21 protein-coding genes and 1 pseudogene are annotated in these 20,883 nt (G+C 70.4%); 17 read left to right on the top strand and 5 right to left on the bottom strand.

Going from position 1 to position 20,883, the window contains the following annotated elements:
• The first annotated feature begins 138 nt into the window (after positions 1–138).
• From MXD95_RS09740 to MXD95_RS09695, 10 genes and pseudogenes are all read left to right on the top strand, one after another.
• Positions 139–1,245 (top strand): MraY family glycosyltransferase, encoded by a 1,107-nt coding sequence (locus MXD95_RS09740; RefSeq protein WP_250640236.1) that lies wholly within the window; start codon positions 139–141, stop codon positions 1,243–1,245.
• Positions 1,242–1,679, top strand: coding sequence for a Cg1360 family ATP-synthase-associated protein (locus tag MXD95_RS09735; RefSeq protein ID WP_250640235.1), 438 nt, complete (start codon positions 1,242–1,244; stop codon positions 1,677–1,679). Before MXD95_RS09740 ends, MXD95_RS09735 begins: the two co-directional genes overlap by 4 nt.
• Positions 1,680–2,901: 1,222 nt before the next feature.
• Positions 2,902–3,771, top strand: a complete 870-nt coding sequence (atpB, locus tag MXD95_RS09730; RefSeq protein ID WP_250640234.1) for a F0F1 ATP synthase subunit A — start codon at positions 2,902–2,904, stop codon at positions 3,769–3,771.
• Positions 3,772–3,829: 58 nt separating this feature from the next.
• On the top strand, positions 3,830–4,084 hold the full coding sequence (locus tag MXD95_RS09725; RefSeq protein ID WP_250640233.1) for an ATP synthase subunit C-like protein: 255 nt from the start codon (positions 3,830–3,832) through the stop codon (positions 4,082–4,084).
• A 15-nt stretch (positions 4,085–4,099) separates the two neighbouring features.
• Positions 4,100–4,687: a F0F1 ATP synthase subunit B gene (locus MXD95_RS09720; protein WP_250640232.1), complete on the top strand. Its 588-nt coding sequence runs from the start codon at positions 4,100–4,102 to the stop codon at positions 4,685–4,687.
• Between the two features lie 3 nt (positions 4,688–4,690).
• Positions 4,691–5,527: a F0F1 ATP synthase subunit delta gene (locus MXD95_RS09715; RefSeq protein ID WP_250640231.1), complete on the top strand. Its 837-nt coding sequence runs from the start codon at positions 4,691–4,693 to the stop codon at positions 5,525–5,527.
• Between the two features lie 101 nt (positions 5,528–5,628).
• A pseudogene (gene atpA, locus MXD95_RS09710) lies at positions 5,629–7,188 on the top strand (F0F1 ATP synthase subunit alpha); the annotation flags it as partial.
• A 21-nt stretch (positions 7,189–7,209) separates the two neighbouring features.
• Positions 7,210–8,127 carry a F0F1 ATP synthase subunit gamma gene (locus MXD95_RS09705; RefSeq protein WP_250640230.1) on the top strand — a complete coding sequence of 306 codons (918 nt, stop codon included), beginning with the start codon at positions 7,210–7,212 and terminating at the stop codon, positions 8,125–8,127.
• A gap of 323 nt (positions 8,128–8,450) precedes the next feature.
• The gene (gene atpD / locus MXD95_RS09700; protein WP_250640229.1) at positions 8,451–9,890 is read left to right on the top strand and encodes a F0F1 ATP synthase subunit beta; all 1,440 of its coding nucleotides are present in this window, start codon (positions 8,451–8,453) and stop codon (positions 9,888–9,890) included.
• A complete protein-coding gene (locus tag MXD95_RS09695; protein WP_250640228.1) occupies positions 9,890–10,150 on the top strand; it encodes a F0F1 ATP synthase subunit epsilon in 261 nt (86 codons plus the stop codon). The genes atpD and MXD95_RS09695 overlap by 1 nt, the downstream gene beginning before the upstream one ends.
• A 380-nt stretch (positions 10,151–10,530) precedes the next feature.
• On the opposite strand, the gene MXD95_RS09690 is transcribed toward MXD95_RS09695, so the two are convergent.
• The 4 genes from MXD95_RS09690 to MXD95_RS09675 all read right to left on the bottom strand — a co-directional run bounded on the left by MXD95_RS09690 (position 10,531) and on the right by MXD95_RS09675 (position 12,850).
• Positions 10,531–10,872: a type II toxin-antitoxin system PemK/MazF family toxin gene (locus MXD95_RS09690; RefSeq protein WP_308301471.1), complete on the bottom strand. Its 342-nt coding sequence runs from the start codon at positions 10,870–10,872 to the stop codon at positions 10,531–10,533.
• Entirely contained in the window at positions 10,869–11,090 is a 222-nt protein-coding gene (locus tag MXD95_RS09685) for a hypothetical protein (RefSeq protein ID WP_250640226.1), read from the bottom strand. The genes MXD95_RS09690 and MXD95_RS09685 overlap by 4 nt, the downstream gene beginning before the upstream one ends.
• Before the next feature lie 305 nt (positions 11,091–11,395).
• Positions 11,396–11,968, bottom strand: a complete 573-nt coding sequence (locus MXD95_RS09680) for a cob(I)yrinic acid a,c-diamide adenosyltransferase (protein ID WP_250640225.1) — start codon at positions 11,966–11,968, stop codon at positions 11,396–11,398.
• Between the two features lie 9 nt (positions 11,969–11,977).
• On the bottom strand, positions 11,978–12,850 hold the full coding sequence (locus tag MXD95_RS09675) for a protein phosphatase 2C domain-containing protein (RefSeq protein WP_251078090.1): 873 nt from the start codon (positions 12,848–12,850) through the stop codon (positions 11,978–11,980).
• 143 nt (positions 12,851–12,993) lie between these two features.
• Between MXD95_RS09675 and MXD95_RS09670 the strand changes: the two genes are divergently transcribed.
• Both MXD95_RS09670 and murA read left to right on the top strand, forming a co-directional pair.
• Complete coding sequence (locus tag MXD95_RS09670; RefSeq protein ID WP_250640223.1) at positions 12,994–13,230, top strand: hypothetical protein; 237 nt, start codon at positions 12,994–12,996, stop codon at positions 13,228–13,230.
• A gap of 79 nt (positions 13,231–13,309) precedes the next feature.
• On the top strand, positions 13,310–14,650 hold the full coding sequence (murA, locus tag MXD95_RS09665; protein ID WP_250640222.1) for a UDP-N-acetylglucosamine 1-carboxyvinyltransferase: 1,341 nt from the start codon (positions 13,310–13,312) through the stop codon (positions 14,648–14,650).
• A 17-nt stretch (positions 14,651–14,667) separates the two neighbouring features.
• On the opposite strand, the gene MXD95_RS09660 is transcribed toward murA, so the two are convergent.
• Positions 14,668–15,048 (bottom strand): hypothetical protein, encoded by a 381-nt coding sequence (locus tag MXD95_RS09660; RefSeq protein ID WP_250640221.1) that lies wholly within the window; start codon positions 15,046–15,048, stop codon positions 14,668–14,670.
• Between the two features lie 703 nt (positions 15,049–15,751).
• On the opposite strand from MXD95_RS09660, the gene MXD95_RS09655 reads away from it, so the two are divergent.
• The 5 genes from MXD95_RS09655 to nucS all read left to right on the top strand — a co-directional run bounded on the left by MXD95_RS09655 (position 15,752) and on the right by nucS (position 20,716).
• Positions 15,752–16,114, top strand: a complete 363-nt coding sequence (locus MXD95_RS09655) for an STAS domain-containing protein (protein WP_250640220.1) — start codon at positions 15,752–15,754, stop codon at positions 16,112–16,114.
• A 266-nt stretch (positions 16,115–16,380) separates the two neighbouring features.
• Positions 16,381–17,010, top strand: coding sequence for a hypothetical protein (locus MXD95_RS09650; RefSeq protein WP_250640219.1), 630 nt, complete (start codon positions 16,381–16,383; stop codon positions 17,008–17,010).
• Positions 17,011–17,228: 218 nt separating this feature from the next.
• The gene (locus tag MXD95_RS09645; RefSeq protein ID WP_250640218.1) at positions 17,229–19,412 is read left to right on the top strand and encodes an ethylmalonyl-CoA mutase; all 2,184 of its coding nucleotides are present in this window, start codon (positions 17,229–17,231) and stop codon (positions 19,410–19,412) included.
• Positions 19,393–20,049, top strand: a complete 657-nt coding sequence (locus MXD95_RS09640) for an HD domain-containing protein (protein WP_250640217.1) — start codon at positions 19,393–19,395, stop codon at positions 20,047–20,049. Before MXD95_RS09645 ends, MXD95_RS09640 begins: the two co-directional genes overlap by 20 nt.
• A gap of 4 nt (positions 20,050–20,053) precedes the next feature.
• A complete protein-coding gene (gene nucS / locus MXD95_RS09635) occupies positions 20,054–20,716 on the top strand; it encodes an endonuclease NucS (RefSeq protein WP_250640216.1) in 663 nt (220 codons plus the stop codon).
• Positions 20,717–20,883 lie beyond the last annotated feature (167 nt).

The raw sequence follows: 20,883 nt of genomic DNA, 5'->3' as shown, positions 1-20,883 counted from the left end.
GATCCGATCCGATTCGATCCGTGATCGCCAGGAGTGGGTTCGCCACCCGCACATTCGTCAGATCCACATTGGCGGGCTGAAGGTTTGCCGGCCGCATGTTCGACAGGTCCATGCCCAGCGGTGGGAGATTCCGGAACGGTGCGCGAGTACCTGCTCGTCTTCGTGGTCTCGGCGGCGGTGACCTTCCTGGCCACCCCGCTGGCCCGGGCGTTCGCCCTGCGGATCGGCGCCGTCGCCGGGGTCCGCGCCCGGGATGTGCACGTCACGCCGACTCCGCGCCTCGGCGGGCTCGCGATGCTCGCCGGGCTGTATGCGGGTCTGGAGGTGGCCGACCGGCTGCCGTTCCTGTCCGTCGTCTCGCAGGACTGGTCCGAGACGCGGGCGGTGCTGGTCGCCGGGACGCTGATCTGCCTGCTCGGCGTCGCCGACGACCGGTGGGAGCTTGACTCGCTGACCAAGCTCGCCGGCCAGTTCACCGCCGCCGGGATCATGGTGCTGCTCGGCGTCCAGTGGTCGTTCGCGATCAACCGGGACAGCGAGACCACGCTGAGCCTCGGCCCGGAGACGGCGGTGCCGCTGTCGATCCTGGCGACGGTGGTGCTGGTCAACGCCATGAACTTCATCGACGGTCTGGACGGACTGGCCGCCGGGGTCGCGGCGATCGCGTCGCTGGCCACGTTCTACTTCGCCTACGAGATCGCGGTGATCGACGGGTTCTACCGCGCGTCTCCAGCCGCGCTGCTGGCCGCGGTCACCGCCGGGGTGTGTATCGGCTTCCTGCCGCACAACTTCAATCCATCCCGGCTGTTCATGGGGGATTCGGGTTCGATGCTCATCGGCCTGCTGTCCGCCGCGTCGATGATCTCCGTCACCGGCCAGGTGGCCTACGGGGGATACGCTGGACCCTCCCGGTCCTATCCGTCCCTGATCCCGCTGGCGATCCCGCTGGCCGTGCTTGCGGTTCCGTTTCTGGATCTGGGTCTGGCGGTAATCCGGCGGACCCGGGCGGGTCGGTCCCCGTTCGCGGCCGACAAGATGCATCTCCACCACCGCATGCTGGAGATCGGTAACTCGCACGTGAGGGCGGTTCTGTTCATGTATTTCTGGGCGGCTCTTGTCGGTTTCGGCGGGGTCGCGGCGTCGTTCTCGGCCTCGCCACTGCCCATCCTGGTCGCCACTGTCGGGGTAGGGCTCGCGGCTCTGCTCGCGCTGCTGGTCAGCACACAGAAGTCGGCGAAGGCATGATCGTGCCGGCGGCCCGCGTGATCCGGCTGGGAGTGCTGATCACCGCGCTGCTCGCATTGCCCGCCGTCGGGATTTCCGCCGCGGTGCGCGGGGGCACCGCGGTGGTGAGCGTTCTGGTGGGTCTGGCCATCGTGGTGGCGTTCTTCAGCATTTCGAAACTCGCCGTTGGCGCGGTCGCGCGGCGCGCGCCGCAGCACCTGTTGCCGGCGGCTCTTGGCACCTACGCGCTGAAGATTGCCATTCTGGGCGGGGTGCTGCTGTCGATCCAGGACACCGACACGCTCGACCTTCCGTCGTTCGCCTGGTCGATCTTCGCCGGGGTTTTCGCGTGGATCGGCGCCGAGCTGTGGGTCGCCACCCACACCCGGGTGCCCTTCTACGACCCGGAGCAACCCGGGGCCTTCGAGGCCCGCCGCCGCCCACCCGCCCGATGACGACCGGCTCCGCCGCCGGCGGCGGCGACGGCGCGGACCGGAACCGGGCCGAGCCGGCCGGCGGTCGCTGCGGGCCCGAAGGTGCCGGTGGCGGCCAACCTCGGCCGGACGGCGTTACCCCTGGCCGTGCCGGCCCCGCGGGTGCCGACCGTACGGGTGCCGACCGTACGGATGTCGGTCGGGCGGGAAAGAGCTCCGGTCCAGGTGGGGTCCGTCGCCAGGCTCACCAGCGCGGGAACGAGCGTGGCGGACCGGCCCAGGGGGCGCGGCGGCCCGCGGGCCCGGCCGGGCCGCCGGGGCGGACACAGCATCCCGGTGAGGCCTGGAACATCTTCGGAACCCTGACCGCGGGACTGGCGTTCTGGGGTCTGGTGGGATTCGGCGCTGATCGCCTGTTCGGGTTTCGGGCGTTGTTCCTGCCGATTGGGCTGGGAGTTGGCATCGCCGCGGCGATGTACCTCGTGATCTATCGTCTGACCCGCCGTTAGCCCGGTCGATCAGGGGAGCAATGCCCCATTTGTTGGCAGATGGGCAGTCGTCCCGTCGTTCCGTTCCGATGGTCCCGGCGGCGCCGTTCCGAATGGACCGGATCCTTCCCTCCCGAGGGACCTGGTTGCCGGGCATTGCTGGCTGTTCGATGGTGTTGCCGGTCTGATCGACGGGCGCCGCCGGCCCGATTGGCCGCGATCCCACCGGCCACCGGGAATATCGCGGCGAACGACCTGCGGCAACCGCTGCGCCCGCTCGTCATGACCTCGGTGGTCATCGACGACGGGGATGTGGTCGGCGAGAGTAGGTGCAAGCCGGCGGGAGCCGGAGGGAGGGTGAGACGGCAGCGTCCCGCGGCTGTCCCGCCACCGGTCCGATCGGCGGCCTGCGATCGGACGACAGGCCGAACGGGACGTCATAAGGTGGTCACGCAATGTGGAATCGTCATCAACGGAGCGAAACCCGAGGACAACGTGCGCGTGAGGCAGGATGAACCTCGAAGCGAGTTCGTGCCTGCAGCGTGTGGGTGTGGATAGTATCGCGGTCAACAGGACGTCGGGCGGTCGACACCCGTCAGGGTTCGGGTGCGCCGGGGCGTCCCTCGATGCGCTAACGCCGGTTGACTACAAGTCGTTCTTCGGTGCGGGCGTGTCGTGCGAACCCGGTAGGGTGGGGGCAATCTGCCGCCGGCACGGCAAGCTCACTGGGCCGTGCGTGCCTTACCTAATCGATCATGGAGGTGTCAGTCGTGCCGGTCCTCGCTGATGAGGGCTTCAAGGGGCCCACGAAGGAGGTCTTCCAGACCCCGCACTGGTTTGACATCCACATCGGTTCGGTCAACCTCTACCTCAACAAGGCCACCGGACTCACGATCTTTGCGGCCCTCTTCGTCGGCGTGATCTTCTGGCTGGGTTTCCGTCAAGCTAGGATCATACCCCGCGGCATCCAGAACCTGTGCGAGTCCGCCTACGATTTCGTCGACACGCAGATCGCGCGGGGCGTCATCGGGGAGAAGGGTGCCCGGTACACGCCCTACCTGCTGGTCCTGTTCAGCTTCGTCCTGGTCGCGAACTCACTCGCGGTTATCCCGGCGGCGCAGTTCCCCGCGACGTCGCGCGTCGCGGTGCCAATGGTCCTCGCCGTCATCACCTACGTGATGTTCAACTACGCCGGGATCAAGGCGAACGGCGCGGGAGCGTACTTCAAGGAGATGATCGACCCGGCGCCCACCGCGCCGCTGGGCATCCGGGTGCTGCTGGCCCCGATCGAGGTTCTCTCGACGCTGGTCGTGCGGCCGTTCACGCTGGCCATCCGGTTGTTCGCGAACATGTTCGCGGGTCACCTCCTGCTGCTTGTCTTCTCGCTGGGAGCGGACTACCTGCTGCCCAAGCCGCCTTTCGTCTTCGGTGTCGCGTCGCTGCTCGTGGCGATTATCCTCACGGCGTTCGAGCTTGTCATCGACGCTCTCCAGGCTTACATCATCACCATCCTCACCGCCGCCTACATCGGTGGCGCGATGGCGCACGGAGAGCACGAGGTCGCTCCGTCCGGGGATCTCGCCGAGCATGCCCCCGTGGGTGTGCCCGCGGCGGCCCACGCCTAGTTTCCCTCCTTCACTACTGCACCGGCGAGCCCGGTGCCCGACTGAACAGGATTGCACCGTGCCCGACCTTTCGCTCGCACCCACCATCCTGGCCTCGAAGGACGCCGTCACCGGCAGCCTCGGCGCCGTGGCCTATGGCCTCGCGGCCATCGGCCCGGGTATCGGTATTGGCCTCATCTTCGGCCTCGGCGTCCAGGCGATCGCTCGCCAGCCCGAGGCGGAGCAGGTTGCCTTCCGGTACATGCTGATCGGATTCGCGCTCGCCGAGGCGCTCGCGCTCATCGGCTTCGTCGTTCCCTTCGTCTTCCCGTAGACCGGCGGAGCGACGATGAGTGCGACTGCTGCTGTCATTCTTCAGGCCGCCAGCGAAAGCGGCCACGACGAGAACGTCCTGATTCCGCCGCTGAGCGAGCTGATCATCGGCACGTTGGCTTTCGGCCTGCTGGTGGCCTTCTTCTTCTGGAAGATCCGCCCGCAGATCTCGGAGGTCTATCAGGACCGTACTGACCGCATCGAGGGCGGGCTGGCCCGCGCCGAGGCGGCGCAGCGCGAGGCCCAGACGCTGCTCGAGGAGTACCGCGCCCAGCTTGCCGAGGCGCGGGCGGAGGCCGCGCGCATCCGGGACGAGGCGCGTAGCGAGGGGCTGCAGATCACCGCGGGACTCCGGGACGAGGCTCAGCGGGAGATCGCGGAACTGCGGGTCCGGGCCGACGCCCAGCTCGCGGCCGACCGGTCGCAGATCGTGGCCCAGGTCCGTCGGGAGGTCGGGGACCTCGCGGTGGAGCTGGCGTCGAAGATCGTGGGCTACCAGGTAGAGAGCACCACCACCCAGACCCGCCTCATCGACGACTTCATCGCCGCGCTGGACAACTCGGCCGTGCCCAGCGGCGCCGCGCCGGTCGGGCCGGGGGGCTGAGGGGTGGAGGGAGCCAGCAGACATGGGCTCGCCTCTGCCCGCGCCACCCTTGACCAGGTGATGGCGACCCCGACCGGGGTCGCCGCGGCGAGCGCCGCCGATGCCGGTCGGGTGGCCGACGACCTGCGGGCCGTCGCCGCGCTGCTCGGGCGGGAGCCGACCGTGCGCCGGGCCTTCACCGACCCGGGCGCGCCGGTCGCGGCCCGTACCGACCTCGCGGCCCGGCTGTTCGGCGCGCAGCTTGCCCCCGCGAGCCTGACGATCGTGCAGGCCGCGGTCGGCGGCCGCTGGTCGCGCCAGAGCGACCTGCGGTTCGCGCTGATCGAGCTGAGCGTCGAGGCGCTGCTGGTCGAGGCGGAGCGGGACGGTGCGCTCGAGGAGGTCGAGGACGAGCTGTTCCGCTTCGGCCGGATTCTTGACCAGAACCCGCGGCTCGCGCTCGCCCTCACCGATCCGGCTGCGCCCACGTCGGTGAAGAACGGGCTGCTGGCCCGGTTGCTCACCGGTCGGGCCCATCCGGTGACCCTGAAACTGGCCGAGCAGGCCGCGGCCGACCGAATCCACGGCGACGTGGAGCGGCGCCTGTCCGACTACAGCCGGATCGCCGCGGCCCGCCGGGGTCGGGTTGTGGCGATCGTGCGCTCGGCGGTGCCGCTGTCCGACGAGGCGGTCGCTCGTCTGGGCGCCGCCGTCAGCCGGTACTTCGGCCGACAGATCCAGCTTCAGGTCGACCTCGATCCGGCCCTTTTGGGCGGGGTCGTGGTACAGGTCGGTGACGAGGTGGTCGACGGCAGCGTGTTGCGCCGTCTGGTCGCCGCGCGCCGGGCGATGCTCCGGTAGCCCGGGGTGGCGATCATGGCCATGTCGATCATGGCAACGCTGGCGGAGACAGCGCCCGCGACGAATGACCTGCCCGCGATGAACGACGAAGGACACACGCGATGACTGAACTCTCCATCCGGCCGGAGGAGATCCGCGACGCACTGCGGGAGTACGTCGACTCCTTCCAGGCCACCTCCGCCGGCCGGGAGGAGGTCGGCCGGGTCGTCGTCACCGGAGACGGGATCGCCCGGGTCGAGGGTCTCCCGCACACGATGACCAACGAGCTGCTGGAGTTCCAGGGCGGCGTGCTCGGTCTGGCGCTGAACCTCGAGGTCGGCGAGATCGGTAGCGTCATCCTCGGCGACTCCGAGCACATCCAGGAGGGCCAGGAGGTCCGCCGCACCGGCGAGATCCTCGCGGTCCCGGTCGGCGACGGCTTCCTCGGCCGGGTCGTCGACCCGCTGGGCCGCCCGATCGACGGCCTGGGCGAGATCCAGACCGAGGGCACCCGGGCTCTGGAGCTGCAGGCTCCCTCCGTCGTCCAGCGCCAGCCGGTCAAGGAGCCGCTGCAGACGGGCATCAAGGCGATCGACGCCATGACCGCCATCGGCCGTGGCCAGCGCCAGCTGATCATCGGTGACCGGCAGACCGGCAAGACCACGGTCGCCATCGACGCGATCATCAACCAGCGGGACAACTGGGCGTCGGGCGACCCGAAGCGCCAGGTCAAGTGCGTCTATGTCGCCATCGGCCAGAAGAAGTCGACCATCCGTGAGGTGGTGAACACCCTCGAGGAGTCCGGCGCGCTGGCCTACACCGCGGTCGTCGCCGCCCCCGCGGACGAGCCGGCCGGATTCAAGTACATCGCCCCGTACGCGGGCTCGGCGATCGCCCAGCACTGGATGTACAACGGCCAGCACTCGCTGATCGTCTTCGATGACCTCTCCAAGCAGGCCGAGGCCTACCGCGCGATCTCGCTGCTGCTGCGTCGCCCGCCGGGCCGTGAGGCCTACCCCGGTGACGTGTTCTACCTGCACTCCCGTCTGCTGGAGCGCTGCGCGAAGCTGTCCGACGAGCTGGGCGGCGGATCGCTGACCGGGCTGCCGATCATCGAGACGAAGGCCAACGACATCTCGGCCTACATCCCGACGAACGTCATCTCGATCACCGACGGCCAGATCTTCCTCGAGTCGGACCTGTTCAACCAGGGCGTCCGCCCGGCGATCAACGTCGGTACCTCGGTGTCGCGGGTCGGCGGGTCCGCGCAGACCAAGGCGATGAAGTCCGTCGCCGGCCGCCTGCGCCTGGACCTCGCTCAGTACCGTGAGCTCGAGGCGTTCTCGGCCTTCGGCTCCGACCTGGACAAGGCCTCGCGTGACCAGCTCGCCCGGGGCGCGCGCCTCGTCGAGCTGCTCAAGCAGCCGCAGAACCAGCCGTACTCCACCGAGCGGCAGGTCGTGTCGTTGTGGGCCGGCACCACCGGCAAGCTCGACGACGTGCCGGTGGGCGAGATCCGCCGGTTCGAGCGGGAGTTCCTCGACTACGTCAGCCGCACCCACGGGCACGTCTTCGACGCGATCATCGCCACCGGCAAGCTCGGTGACGACACGCTCTCCGAGCTCGAGTCGGCCATCGCCGCGTTCAAGAACCAGTTCACGCTGGCGGATGGACGGCCGCTGGCCGGGAACGAGGGCTGACCCGTGGCGGGGCAGCTTCGGGAGTACCGGCGGCGCATCCGCTCGGTGCAGTCGACGAAGAAGATCACCAAGGCGATGGAGCTGATCGCCGCCTCCCGGATCGCCAAGGCGCGGGCCCGGGTCGCGGCGGCCCGCCCGTACGCCGAGGAGATCACCCGGGTGATCGAGGCGGTGGCGTCGCAGTCGAACACCCCCCACCCGCTGACCACCGGCCGTCCGCAGGCCACCCGGGTCGCGATCGTCGTGATCACCAGCGATCGCGGCCTGGCCGGCGGCTACAGCTCGAACGCGCTCAAGCGGGCGGGTGAGCTCACCGAGACCCTGCGTGCGCAGGGCAAGGACATCGAGCTGCACGTCGTGGGGCGCAAGGGAGTGGGCTACTACCGCTTCCGCGGCCGGACGATCAACGGCGAGTACACCGGCTTCTCCGAGCAGCCCTCGTACGCCGACGCCAAGTCGGTCGCCGACGCGCTGATCTCCTCGTTCGTCGCGGGCGGGGAGGACGGCGGGGTGGACGAGATCCACCTGGTCCACACCGAGTACGTTTCGGCGCTGACCCAGACGGCGGTCGCGAACCGGCTGCTGCCGATGGTGCTCGACGCGTCGGCGGGCAAGTCGTCCTCCACCGGGCCGTCCAGCTCCGGCGGGCTGCTGCCCCAGTACGAGTTCGAGCCGTCCGCCGAGGCGGTGCTCGACGCGCTCCTGCCCCGGTACGTCGAAAGCCGCCTCTACGCGGCGCTGCTGGAATCGGCGGCGTCGGAGTCGGCCGCGCGGCAACGGGCGATGAAGTCGGCGACGGACAACGCCGAGGACCTCGCCCGGACCTACACCCGCCTGGCGAACCGCGCCCGGCAGGACGCCATCACCCAGGAGATCTCCGAGATCGTCGGCGGGGCGAACGCCCTGGCTTCGGCCTCCTGACCAGCGCGGTGCGGCGGTGCGGCCAGTGCCCGGACGTCAGCCGGTACCGGCAGCGGCACGAAGCGGTTGCCGGGTACCGGCAATGACGGCGCAGGGCAGCTGCCAGGTGTCGGCAGCGCCGGTACGAAAGGGTCGACCGCGGCCGGCACCGCCGGCACGCTGGGACCACTAGATCGTTGTAGTACGGCAGATCGTTGTAGAACGGCGCGGTGCCGGTGCGACCGGCGGGGACGAGTCCGCCACACCGGCGCGGTGCCCGAGGTGCCAGAGAACTGCTAGCCCGAGGCTGCGGCGACGGGCAACGATGGGAAACTGAGGACGCCATGACCGTCACCACCAGCTCGCCGGCCACGGCGGACGGCCGGGCCCCGGGAGTCGGCCGGGTCGCCCGAGTCATTGGACCGGTCGTCGACGTGGAGTTCGCTCCGGATGAGCTCCCCGAGATCTACCAGGCACTTGAGGTCGACCGGACGATCGGCGGCCAGACCCTGACGCTGACCCTCGAGGTCGCCCAGCACATTGGTGACAACACCGTGCGGGCCATCTCGATGCAGCAGACCGACGGTCTGGTGCGGGGCGCACCCGTGCGTGACACGGGTGCCCCGATCTCCGTCCCGGTCGGCGACGCCACCAAGGGGCACGTGTTCAACGTGCTCGGCATCCCGCTCGACGTCGACAAGGTCGACGCGACCGAGCGCTGGGCCATCCACCGCTCGGCTCCACCGTTCGATCAGCTCGAGTCCAAGACCGAGATGTTCACGACCGGCATCAAGGTCATCGACCTGCTCGCCCCGTACGTGCGCGGTGGGAAGATCGGCCTGTTCGGCGGCGCGGGCGTCGGCAAGACCGTCATCATCCAGGAGATGATCCGCCGGGTCGCCAAGGAGTTCGGTGGCGTCTCGGTGTTCGCCGGTGTCGGCGAGCGCACCCGCGAGGGCAACGACCTGTTCCTGGAGATGACCGAGGCCGGCGTCATCGAGGACACCGCGCTCGTGTTCGGCCAGATGGACGAGCCGCCCGGCACCCGGCTGCGGGTCGCGCTCGGCGCGCTGACCATGGCCGAGTACTTCCGGGACGTCCAGAAGCAGGACGTGCTGCTGTTCATCGACAACATCTTCCGGTTCACCCAGGCTGGCTCCGAGGTGTCGACCCTGCTCGGCCGGATGCCCTCGGCCGTGGGTTACCAGCCCACCCTCGCCGACGAGATGGGCGTGCTGCAGGAGCGGATCACCTCGACCCGCGGCCACTCGATCACCTCCCTGCAGGCGATCTACGTCCCCGCCGACGACATCACCGACCCGGCGCCGGCGACCACGTTCGCCCACCTCGACGCGCAGACGGTGCTCGACCGGTCCATCTCCGACCTCGGCATCTACCCCGCGGTCAGCCCGCTGGACTCGAACTCCCGGATCCTGGACCCCCGCTACATCGCGCAGGACCACTACGACACGGCGCGTGAGGTGCAGCGGATCCTGCAGCGCTACAAGGACCTGCAGGACATCATCGCCATCCTCGGTATCGACGAACTCTCCGAAGAGGACAAGATCCTCGTCAACCGGGCCCGTCGGATCCAGCGGTTCCTGTCCCAGCCGTTCTTCGTCGCGGAGCAGTTCACCAACATCCCCGGCAAGTTCGTCCCGCTCGACGAGACAATCGACTCGTTCAAGCGGCTCACCCAGGGCGACTTCGACCACCTGCCCGAGCAGGCGTTCTTCATGTGCGGCGGGATCGAGGAAGCCGAGAAGAACGCGGAGAACCTCTGATGCCGATCCGGGTGGCGATCGTCTCGCCCGAGAAGGAGGTCTGGTCCGGCGACGCTGACATGGTCGTCGCCCGGACCACCGACGGCGACCTCGGCGTCCTGCCCGGCCACGTGCCGCTGCTCGGGGTTCTGGCCCCCGGCGGGACGGTCCGGGTGAAGACCGGCAGCCAGGAGATCACCGCCGAGGTCGACGGCGGCTTCATCTCCGTCACGCGACAGGGCGTCAGCATCCTGGCCGAGACCGCCACACTGAGCGGCTGACCGCGGCAAGTCCGGTCGCGAGGTTCCGGCGGTGGATGGTCTGAACCACCGCCGGGCCAGGCATTTCGTGGGCGCGTTCCCCGGTAGACCGGGAACGCGCCCATAGGCGTCCTGGCTGCGGCCCGGTCCACGATTCGACTCTGCGCTGCGCCTCGATCGTCGGGCCGGTTCCGGAACGGGACCTGACCAGCCTCCGGCGCGGCTAGGCCACGGTGACCACAGGTGACAGCCTCGGCGAAAGCGCGGCCGCTTCAGTGACCCACGGTTGTGTCCTTCGGCAGGATTCGGATCACGCCTGGGCCGGTGGGCCGGTGGGCCGGTGGGCCGGTGGGCCGGTGGGCCGGTGGGGGTGTGTGGTGGTGAGGGGCGGGGGTGTGGATTCAAATGTCCAGGAGGAAGCGTAGGGCCTCGACCATGCGGAGCAGGTGGTCGGGGTCGACGACTCCGAGGCGACGGGTGAGGCGGCGCTGGGACACGGACTTCACGTCCTCGACCTTTGCGTAGCTCGTCTCCCGCAGCCCGGTGCCGCCGGGCTCGAGCTCGACATGGGACGGCAGCCCTCGGTGGGTCCGGGTGAGTGGCACGACGATGGAAAGGCCGGCGCGGCTGCGGTTGAGCCGGTCCGCCGACACGACCACCGCCGGGCGGCGTAGCCCCTGCTCATGGCCGACGGGCTCGCCGAAGTCGACCATCCACACCTCGCCACGGCGAGGCGAGATCACTCCAGGCCGTCGCGCAGGGTAGGGGACTCACCGGCTCGTTCGGCCTCGAGATCGCTCCAGGCGTCGGCATCATCGGCGAGCCGTTTGCAGCCCGCCTCGAAGCCGCGCCAGAACAGCTCGCGCTCGTACGCCGCGACGGCCTCGTCGAGGATCGTCTGCATCTGCTGGCCGGTGGTCGCGGCCATGGCCGCGACCCGCTGCCGTGTCCGATCGCTCACGCGCACCGTGGTGCTCACGATCGTCAGTTTACAATCGGGTTGACTGGACTGTCGACCCTCCGGTAGGCAGCCGACAGCTCCCACGCGGTCACGGCTTCGGGAACGCATGCCTGCCCGCGGCGCGGCCTCGTGGCTCCCGCCTCAGGTGTGAGCCTCATGGGCCTCATGCCGGCGGTGGCGCGGCCTCGTGGCGCTGCCGCGCCCTGAGATCGGCGCCTGAGATCGGCGCCTCAGGTCGGCGCCTGAGATCGGCGCCTCAGGTCGGCGCCTCAGGTCGGCGCCTCCAATGAGCCTCGGATGTGGGCTCAGGCGTGCGCGGCGGGCTGCCAGAGGACGTCGCCGTTCGGGTTGGCCACCCGGGCAAGGATGAACAGCAGGTCCGAGAGCCGATTGAGGTAGCGGGCCGGCAGCGGGCCGGTGTGCTCCGGGTCGGCGTCGACCAGGGCCCAGACCGACCGCTCAGCCCGTCGGGCGACTGTGCGGGCCGTGTGCAGCAGCGCCGCCCCCGGCGTGCCACCCGGCAGGATGAACGAGGCGAGCTTCGGGAGGTCGGCGTTGAACCGGTCGCAGGCCTCCTCCAGCCGTTCGACGTAGCCCTCGGTGATCCGCAGGGGCGGGTACTGCGGGTCCGGGATAACTGGTGTGCACAGGTCGGCACCGACGTCGAACAGGTCGTTCTGCACCTGGCCGAGGACGGCGCGGATCTCCTCGGCCAGCCCACCGAGGGCAAGCGCGACGCCGATCGCCGCGTTCGTCTCGTCGACGTCGGCATAGGCAGCCAGCCGCGGATCAGTCTTCGCCACTCGGGACATGTCACCGAGCGCGGTCGTCCCATCGTCGCCAGTACGGGTGTAGATCCGGGTGAGGTGCACCGCCATGCGCCCAGTCTAGGAATCCGGCCCATCCGACGCTCGTCCCGCATCGGTCTGCAGCCGGGCGTACAGCATCGTGGCGTCGTCGCTGACACTGAAACGGGGGAACCCCACCCGCGCCGAATCGGCCTCCTCCGCCGCCCGCAGCCGGTCGAGCAGAGCCTCTCCCCGCCCAGCGGCGATCTCGTCGAGCAGCATGCCGGCATCGGTCACCAGGCCGAAGGGATGCAGTGCCCGGGCGTATCCGTCGGACATCACCACCACCTCTGTCTCCGACGCGGCCGGCACCGACGTGACGAACGCATGCTCGGCGGCCGCGGGGATGTCCGCGAGCACCCAGAGCCCCGCCGGGGTGTTTCGGCAGGCCCGGCGCTCCTGATTGCCGGCTCGCGCCCGCGCGTGGACGACCTGCGGATCGACGCCCTGGTCGAGCTCCGCGCGAACCGCCTCGAGCAGATGCTCTTCCACTCCGTCGAACTGCGGATCGACGAACTTTGTCGCCGTTCTGCCTGGGGCCCGCACCAGGACAGGGCTGTCCCCGAGAAGGCAGAGCTCGAGATGGCCGTGTGCCAGGCGGACAAGGCTCAAAGCGGCGGTGGGGAAGGCAGCAGTGGAGTCCAGCCCGGCGCGCCGACCGGCCTGGCGCAGATGCTGGATGAGCTCGCGCACGACGGTCCGCAGCGGCCGTCCGGCCTCCACCCAGGGCATTCGGGCCAGATACTCGCTGGCCGTGGCGGCCAACCAGGCTGCGGGGGAACGGCCGTCCACCGCCGTCTCGTCGCCCAGCGGGCTGGCGCCATCGATCACCCAGAGAGCGTCCGGCCGGGCGCCGACCGCATCCTCATTGTGTGTCTTGTCTGACCTGCTGAGGGACTGCACCACCCGCATCCGCCGGCCCCCACACGGTCATGACGAAACCCGCCACCAAGAGTATGACCCCCATGGCTGCCGGTGCGAGGTGACGCCTGCGCGGCTCGCCGCCGGACGATCCGGTGAGCAGCACGTGAAATCCCCAGAAGACCAGCAGCGTCGTGAACCTTCCGCGTTCGGTGGTGGCGATGGTCTTCCTCTGCCGGCTTGTGGACGACGCGATCGCGTCGAGTACCGAGGAGTCGGCGGAGATCTGCTGGCTTTCACCGGATGAGGTGGAGAAGAGGTTCGTTCCGGCGTTCGCGGTGCGGGTGGCGGATGCGCTGGACGGCCGGAGCGAGGCGGCGGTGCGGGCGCATGACGGGGTGTCCGTGCTCAACCTGGGCGCATCGGGATGAGGCGATTACGGGGTGTGGTGGGGGTCAAACGGGTGGGGGCCGGTGAAGATCTTCGGGTTAGGACCTAGCATCGAGATCCGTGGAGCGCTTCGTCGTGACAGGCGGCACCCGGCTGGTCGGCGAGGTCGCCGTGCCGGGTGCCAAGAACTCGGTGTTGAAACTGATGGCCGCGAGCCTGCTGGCGGCCGGCCGTACGACCCTGACCGCGGTTCCCGACATCCTTGACGTGACGGTGATGGCGGACGTGCTCACCGGCCTGGGCGCCACGGTGCAGCGGGCGCCACGTTCGCAGGGAGCAGCCCCGTCGCAGGGGGACCCGAGGCCGGGCGGGGTGGCGGCACCGGGCGCGGCCGGTGACCGGTTGTGCATCGACATACCGCAGGACGCAGGCGGTGCGGCCGACGGCGATCTGGTGCGGCGGATCCGGGCGTCAGTGGCAGTACTCGGGCCCCTGGTGGCCCGGCGCGGTGAGGCGCGGGTGGCGTTGCCGGGAGGGGACGCGATCGGCTCGCGGGCGCTGGACATCCACATCCACGGGTTGACACAGCTCGGCGCGGTCGTCGACGTCGAGGACGGGATCCTGGTCGCGCGCAGTGATGGGAGGTTGCAGGGCACGTCGATCTGGCTGGATTTCCCCAGCGTCGGTGCCACCGAGAATCTGCTGATGGCGGCGGTCCTCGCGAAGGGGACGACCGTCATCGACAACGCCGCGCGGGAGCCGGAGATCGCCGACCTGTGCGCGATGCTCGCCGCGATGGGCGCTCGCATCGGCGGGGCGGGATCGTCCACCCTGGTGATCGACGGCGTGGACGAGCTGTCCGCGGTCGAGCATGAGACGGTGCCGGACCGGATCGTTGCCGGCACGTACGCGGTCGGCGCGTTGATGACCTGCGGGGACGTGATGATCCGGGGTGGCCGGGCCGGGAATCTCACGATCGTGCTGGAGAAGCTGGTCGAGGCCGGAGCGCAGGTGGACGTGCGCGACGACGGGTTCCGCGTCGTGGGACGGGAGCGACCGCGCTCGATCGACGTGGTGACACTGCCCTACCCGGGCTTCCCGACCGACCTGCTGCCGCAGGTGATCGCGCTGGAGGCGATCAGCTCCGGGACGTCACTGATCACCGAGAACGTGTTCGACAGTCGGTTCGTGTTCTGCCGGGAGCTGCACAAGCTGGGCGCGGACCTGCGCACGGACGGGCACCATGTCGTCGTGCGCCCGCCTGCGAAGCTGACCGGCGGGCGGGTGACAGCCTCCGATGTACGGGCCGGGGCCGGCTTGGTGCTCGCCGGGCTGGTGGCCGAGGGAGTCACCGAGGTGACCGAGGTCCACCACATCGACCGTGGCTATGCGCACTTCGTCGAGGATCTTCGTGCGCTCGGCGCCGACATCAGCCGCGTCCAGGACCGCGCGGTCGCCTGAGCGCTCGTTCGGGTCGGTCAGGCCTGGGGCAGCGGGCCGCCGCCGCGGGGGATGTCCAGCGCGCGGGCGGCCCGGGCGGCATCCGAGCCGAAGACGAGCACGTGACGACGGCGGCGGGGACGGGACAGGATGTTGCCGGCGGCGTCGATGTGCAGCGGGGTCATCACCATTGCCCAGGTGGAGCGGATGCCCTGGGTGCACAGCGCAGCCTGGGCGAGGCTCACCTCGGTGGGCGTGTCGACGACGGCGACCGGAACCAGCAGGCCGAAGTCGTGGCCGAACACGACACCACGTGGCAGGGTTCGCAGCGGTGTGCTCGCCCACCGCGCCGCGATCAGCAGCAGCGCCAGCGCCATCACCAACGCCGTCGGCTCGATGAGGTACTCCGCCGTGCTCACGGTCGCCTGACACCTCCCGACCCCTCGACTCCCGACACCTCGACTCCCGACCCCTCGAGCCCCGACACCCCGGCCCCGGCAGCCCGGCTCCCGACAGCCAGATGCTCCCGCCGGCCTGAGGGGTTGACCGGGAGGCCTCGACCGATCGTCTCCGGACCCCGAGCCCGGCCTCGGCAGGCCCTCCCGTTCTTGCCCTGCGGGCTTGGCCCACCGGCTGGCGCCCCGTCGGATCGGCCTCCTGGGTCATCGTCCCAGACGCCCGGGAATTCGGCCGGGTCCCCGGACGGATCGGTGCAGGTCCTTTGCCCTGAGATCCGGCGGAATCCGGCCCGCGGAATCCGACTGAGGAATCGCCACGCGGTGGCGGCTGGAATCATCGAGGTACCTGACCGGCGACCCTTCGTGGCCGACCGACGACAGCCCGGCTGAGGTGACGGGTGCCTCACGGTCCGTCCCGGGCGGACCGCCACGTGCGTGCCAGTCGCGGTCCCACCCGCGGACGGGCTGGCCGACAGCACCGGCGTCCTCGCGGGGCGGCCGGGGACGGGAGACCACGTTGAGCGACAGGATCGTGAGCGACAGCGGCGACAGGCCGATACGGCGACCCGCACCCCATGGGACGGCGCGTGGGGCGGGACCGCATCGGAGAGCACCGCGTGGAGCGGGAGCGGGAGCGGGCGGGGATGGACCGCGTGCGGCCGGTGTGAGTGGAGTCGATGTGGTGGAGACGTCCTGCGCGGTGTCGGCGGGGAGCCGACGGGGGCAGGCGGTCCGGCTGGTCGGGCGGGTGGATGTGCGCAGCGCCGGCACGTTGCGGTGCCTGCTGCACGCCGTGATCGACGGCGGTACCGGGCCGTTGCGGGTCGATGTGGCGGGGCTCGAGCTCGAGGATCGATCCGCGCTCGGTGTTCTGCTCGGTGGGGCCCGCCGGGCGCGGGCGGCTGGGCGGTCGATGGTGCTGGTCGACGTACCCGGAGCACTCGTGCGGATGGTCGTCGCCGACCGGCTCGGCCGCGTCCTTCGGTTCGAGGAACCCGAGGAGATGGTGCATGTGGGGCATGCCTAGCGGGCGTCCTGCCGGCCGGTGCCGGCGCAGCTGGGGACGGCGGTGTGGGTTCGGTGCGCTCCGCCGGGGATGCGCAGGATGATGGCAGGCACGAAGGGGAAGCGGTCGCTGGCCACATGAACTCGGGCGGAAGCGCTCCGTCATCTGCGGTGCGCCTGCCGGTCGACTGTCCGTCTGATGGGGCATGCTTGCCAGGTACGTGCTGATCGGGTACTGCCAACTGGTGGCGGACGGGGAACACAGCACGGCGGAGGCCGGACGGAGGCATGCAGGACGTGGAGGTGCCCGCGCAGGTGGATGTCGCCGGCGAACGCGGTGCGCGGCCCGCGGGGCTGCTCGGTACCCGAGAGCTGCGGCCGGTCGTGGTGATCGCGGCCTTCGTCGTGGCGATCCTGCTCGGCGTGGGGATCGGGTATGTCACCGCGGATCGTGGCTCGGCGCCCGGCGACGCCGTGACCGCCGCACCCGCCCCGGAACTGAGCCCGGCGCAGCGGGCGCCGTTCTGGGTGAACTCCCGCAGCCCTGGTGCGGCGCACCAGATGGTGCTCAACGACGAGCCGGACCCGGTCGCGCTGCGCATGGCCCTGCAGTACACGGTCGCGGCGCAGATCAAGGCCGCCGACCGGGCGAGCACCGTCACCCCCCAGCAGGTGACCGTGGTCGAGGGCATGTTCTTCGGCGGGATCGAGGGAGTCGACGCGGCGCAGGACCAGTACTGGGCGATCGGGCGGATCACCATCGCCGGTGATGTCAAGCCACCCGCCAACCCGTACGTGTGGCGGCGGATGGGGTCCGGGCCATGGACGATCGTGAGCCACGACGCGGGCGCCTGCAACAGCATCCCCAAGGCGCTGCTGGACGTCTGGAAGGGCCAGCCGCAGCCCTGCACGCACTGACGCACGGGCGCCCGGCCCCGGGCCGGGCACTGGCGTGGCCGGGGCGAACTCCCGGCGCCGGCCGGCGCCGAGCGGGCCAGGGAGCAAGGGGAGGCCTGCACATCGCGAGCGGCGGAAGGGCTGCGGCCGTACTCTCCTAGCGTTGCCCGTGACCGGTCCGGCCCGGGCAGGTTCCATGTCCCAGGCCGCCGTGGCGCGCCCGGGGAGAGGCGGCGTCGATGACGGATCTGTCCACCCGCTCGGCCCCGTCGGACCCGCCCGCCGGCCGTCCGGCATCGCCCGGGCGTCCGGTGGCATCCAGTCCCGCGGCGCCGGTCGACGGAGCGCGGGCAGCCGATTCGGCAGCCGATCAGGCGGCCGCGGTTCGGGACCGGCCGTGGATCTTCCGGACCTATGCGGGACACTCGAGCGCGGCGCAGAGCAACGCGCTGTACCGGCGCAACCTGGGCAAGGGGCAGACCGGTCTGTCGGTGGCCTTCGACCTGCCGACCCAGACGGGCTATGACCCCGACCACGCGCTGGCCCGCGGCGAGGTCGGCCGGGTCGGCGTCCCCGTCGCGCATCTCGGCGACATGCGCCGGCTGTTCGACGAGATCCCGCTGGCGCGGATGAACACCTCGATGACGATCAATGCCACCGCGATGTGGCTGCTGGCGCTCTACCAGGTGGTCGCGCAGGAGCAGGGTGCCGATCCCGCGCAGCTCGCCGGTACCACGCAGAACGACATCATCAAGGAGTACCTGTCCCGCGGGACCTACGTCTTTCCGCCCGGGCCGTCGCTGCGGCTGGTCACCGACGTCATCGCCTACGCGCTCGCGGAACTGCCGCGCTGGAACCCGATCAACATCTGCAGCTACCACCTGCAGGAGGCCGGGGCGACACCCGTGCAGGAGCTCGCCTTCTCGATCTGCTCGGCGATCGCCGTGCTCGACGCCGTGGCCGTCGCCGGGGCCGTCCCGCCCGAGAAGATGGGCGAGGTCTGTCGCCGGGTGTCGTTCTTCGTCAACTCCGGCGAGCGATTCATCGAGGAAATGTGCAAGATGCGGGCGTTCGTCGCGCTCTGGGACGATCTGCTGCGCACCCGCTACGGCGTGACCGACCCGACCGCCCGCCGGTTCCGGTTCGGCGTGCAGGTCAACTCGCTCGGCCTGACCGAGGCCCAGCCGGAGAACAACATCATCCGGATTGTGCTGGAGACCCTCGGGGTGACGTTGTCGAAGAACGCCCGCTGCCGGGCGCTACAGCTGCCGGCCTGGAACGAGGCGCTCGGCCTGCCCCGGCCGTGGGACCAGCAGTGGTCCCTGCGCATCCAGCAGATCCTCGCCTACGAGACCGACCTGCTCGAGCACGAGGACCTCTTCGAGGGCTCGCTGGTCGTGCGGGCTCGGGTGGACGAACTGGTCGCCGACGCCCAGGCGGAGATCGACCGGGTGCAGGCGATGGGCGGTGCGGTCGCGGCCGTCGAGAGCGGCTACCTCAAGTCGGCGATGGTGTCCGCGCAGGCGGAGCGCCGGGCCCGGATCGAGGATGGCGAGCAGGTCGTCGTCGGTGTGAACCGGTTCACCGAGACCGAGCCCAACCCGCTGCTCGCCGAGCTCGACGCGGCCATCCAGACGGTGGACCCCGAGGCCGAGCGGGCGGCCCGGCGCGAGATCGCCGCCTGGCGGGCCGGACGGGACGCCTCCGCCGTGCGCGAGGCCCTGCTCGGGCTGCGCACCGCCGCGGCGACCACGGCGAACCTGATGCCGGCCACCCTCGCCTGCGTCCGTGCCGGGGTGACCACCGGAGAATGGACCGACACCCTGCGCGAGGTGTTCGGGGAATACCGCGCGCCCACCGGTGTCGCCGGCGCCACGGCGGCGAAGGCCGGCCGTGGCGCCAGGACAGGTGCCGGTGCCGGTGCCGACGTCGGCGCCGGCGCTGACGGCGGGCCGTCGCGAGAGGAGGAGCTGCGCGCGCTGGTCGCCCGGACCCATGCCGAGCTCGGCCGTCCGATCCGGCTGCTGATCGGCAAGCCTGGCCTGGACGGGCACTCCAACGGCGCGGAGCAGATCGCGGTGCGGGCCCGTGACGCCGGTTTCGAGGTGATTTATCAGGGCATCCGGCTGACCCCGGCGCAGATCGTGGCCGCGGCGATCGAGGAGGACGTCCACGTCGTGGGCCTGTCGATCCTCTCGGGCGCCCACCTGGACCTGGCCGCCGAGGTGATCGGAGGGCTGCGCGCCGCCGGTGCCGACGACCTGCCCGTGATCGTCGGCGGCATCATCCCGCCCGCCGACGCGTCGCAGCTCGTCCGACTCGGCGTGGCCGCGGTGTACACCCCGCGTGACTACGAGCTGGACGCCATCATTCTGGACATTCTGCGAGTCGTACGGTCACGTCATGGGCTCGATTCCCCCTGATGGTGCCGCCGCCACGGCCGCGGCCGGTGTGACCCCCACGCCTATCGCCGCTCGCGCGTCCACGCAGGCACCGACACTCGAGGACGCCATCGCGTTGGCGGCGCGGCTGCATACCGGGCAGATCGACAAGGCCGGGGAGGAGTACATCGGCCATCCCCGACGGGTGATGGAGACGGTGTCCCGCACCGCCGGCCCCGCCGGGGTTGATCCGCTGGCCGCGCAGTTCGCCGCGATCCTGCACGACGTCGTGGAGGACACCGAGGTCACGCCTGCGGATCTGACCGCGGCGGGGTATCCGAGCGTCGTCGTCGACGCGGTGGACGCGCTTTCGCGCCGCCCGGACGAGTCGATGCGCGACTACCTCGCTCGAGTCGCCGCCGATCCGGTGGCCGTCGTCGTCAAGCACGCCGACATGCAGGACAACTCCGATCCCGTCCGCCTCGCCCGCCTCGGCGCCGAGAAGTCCCAACTCCTCGCCGAGCGTTACGCCGGCCGCCGCACGCTTCTCGACGATCTTGTCGCCGGGAGGAGGGCCCCGCCCGAGGCCGGCGACGGTGCCGGTGCCGGTGCCGATGCCGATGCCGATGACGGATTCGACGGGCCAGGCAAGGGGGACGCGGCGGGCGCGATACCGTGACCGCATGCGGCTTGTGATCGCACGGTGCAGTGTCGACTATGTCGGGCGGCTCACCGCCCATCTGCCGAGCGCGGTGCGGCTGGTGCTGGTCAAGGCGGACGGTTCGGTCTCCATCCACGCGGACGGACGCGCCTACAAGCCGCTGAACTGGATGAGCCCGCCCTGCGTCATCGCCGAGGAGGAGGGCGTCTGGCGGGTGACGAACAAGGCGTCCGAGCAGCTCGTCATCACCCTTGAGGACGTGTTGCACGATTCCACCCACGAGCTGGGGATCGACCCCGGACTGCGCAAGGACGGCGTCGAGGCGCACCTGCAGGTCCTGCTGGCGGACCGACCGGACGCCATCGCGGCGGGGCTGACCCTGGTGCGCCGGGAGTACGAGACCGGCATCGGACCGGTCGACCTGCTCTGCCGGGACAGCGACGGCTCCACGGTCGCGGTCGAGATCAAACGCAAGGGCGAGATCGACGGTGTCGAGCAGCTCACCCGCTACCTCGTCCGGCTGCGCGACGACCCGGCACTGCCGCACCCGGTCCGGGGGATTCTCGCCGCCCAGTCGATCACCCCGCAGGCGCGGCTGCTCGCCGCCGACCGGGGCCTGGGCTGCGCCGTCGTCGACTACGACGACCTGCGCGGCCTCGAACCCTCGATCCCCACCCTGTTCTGAGGAGTTCTGGGGACAAGCCAGGCCAAACCCGCCCACAACGACCTGTTTGGATCTTTCGCTCGCATTGGCTTCGAATGTCCGTCGCGGATCGTTAGCGCATCAACTCCGCCGTCACGGTGACGCCGGATTCATGTATTCTGTCAGGTATGGGGAAGCGGGTGGTGAAG

Source organism: Frankia sp. AiPa1 (genome assembly GCF_023243075.1).
In the GTDB taxonomy this organism is placed as follows: Bacteria; Actinomycetota; Actinomycetes; order Frankiales; family Frankiaceae; genus Frankia.
This window is presented reverse-complemented; position numbering and strand designations above follow the sequence as displayed.

What these genes read in the sequence shown, in the direction of transcription:
- MXD95_RS09735 (WP_250640235.1), top strand. Translation starts at nt 1,242, where the DNA reads ATGATCGTGCCGGCGGCCCGCGTGATCCGGCTGGGAGTGCTGATCACC.
- atpB (WP_250640234.1), top strand. Translation starts at nt 2,902, where the DNA reads ATGGAGGTGTCAGTCGTGCCGGTCCTCGCTGATGAGGGCTTCAAGGGG.
- MXD95_RS09720 (WP_250640232.1), top strand. Translation starts at nt 4,100, where the DNA reads ATGAGTGCGACTGCTGCTGTCATTCTTCAGGCCGCCAGCGAAAGCGGC.
- atpD (WP_250640229.1), top strand. Translation starts at nt 8,451, where the DNA reads ATGACCGTCACCACCAGCTCGCCGGCCACGGCGGACGGCCGGGCCCCG.
- MXD95_RS09695 (WP_250640228.1), top strand. Translation starts at nt 9,890, where the DNA reads ATGCCGATCCGGGTGGCGATCGTCTCGCCCGAGAAGGAGGTCTGGTCC.
- MXD95_RS09680 (WP_250640225.1), bottom strand. Translation starts at nt 11,968, where the DNA reads ATGGCGGTGCACCTCACCCGGATCTACACCCGTACTGGCGACGATGGG.
- MXD95_RS09675 (WP_251078090.1), bottom strand. Translation starts at nt 12,850, where the DNA reads ATGCGGGTGGTGCAGTCCCTCAGCAGGTCAGACAAGACACACAATGAG.
- MXD95_RS09650 (WP_250640219.1), top strand. Translation starts at nt 16,381, where the DNA reads ATGCAGGACGTGGAGGTGCCCGCGCAGGTGGATGTCGCCGGCGAACGC.
- MXD95_RS09645 (WP_250640218.1), top strand. Translation starts at nt 17,229, where the DNA reads ATGACGGATCTGTCCACCCGCTCGGCCCCGTCGGACCCGCCCGCCGGC.
- MXD95_RS09640 (WP_250640217.1), top strand. Translation starts at nt 19,393, where the DNA reads ATGGGCTCGATTCCCCCTGATGGTGCCGCCGCCACGGCCGCGGCCGGT.
- nucS (WP_250640216.1), top strand. Translation starts at nt 20,054, where the DNA reads ATGCGGCTTGTGATCGCACGGTGCAGTGTCGACTATGTCGGGCGGCTC.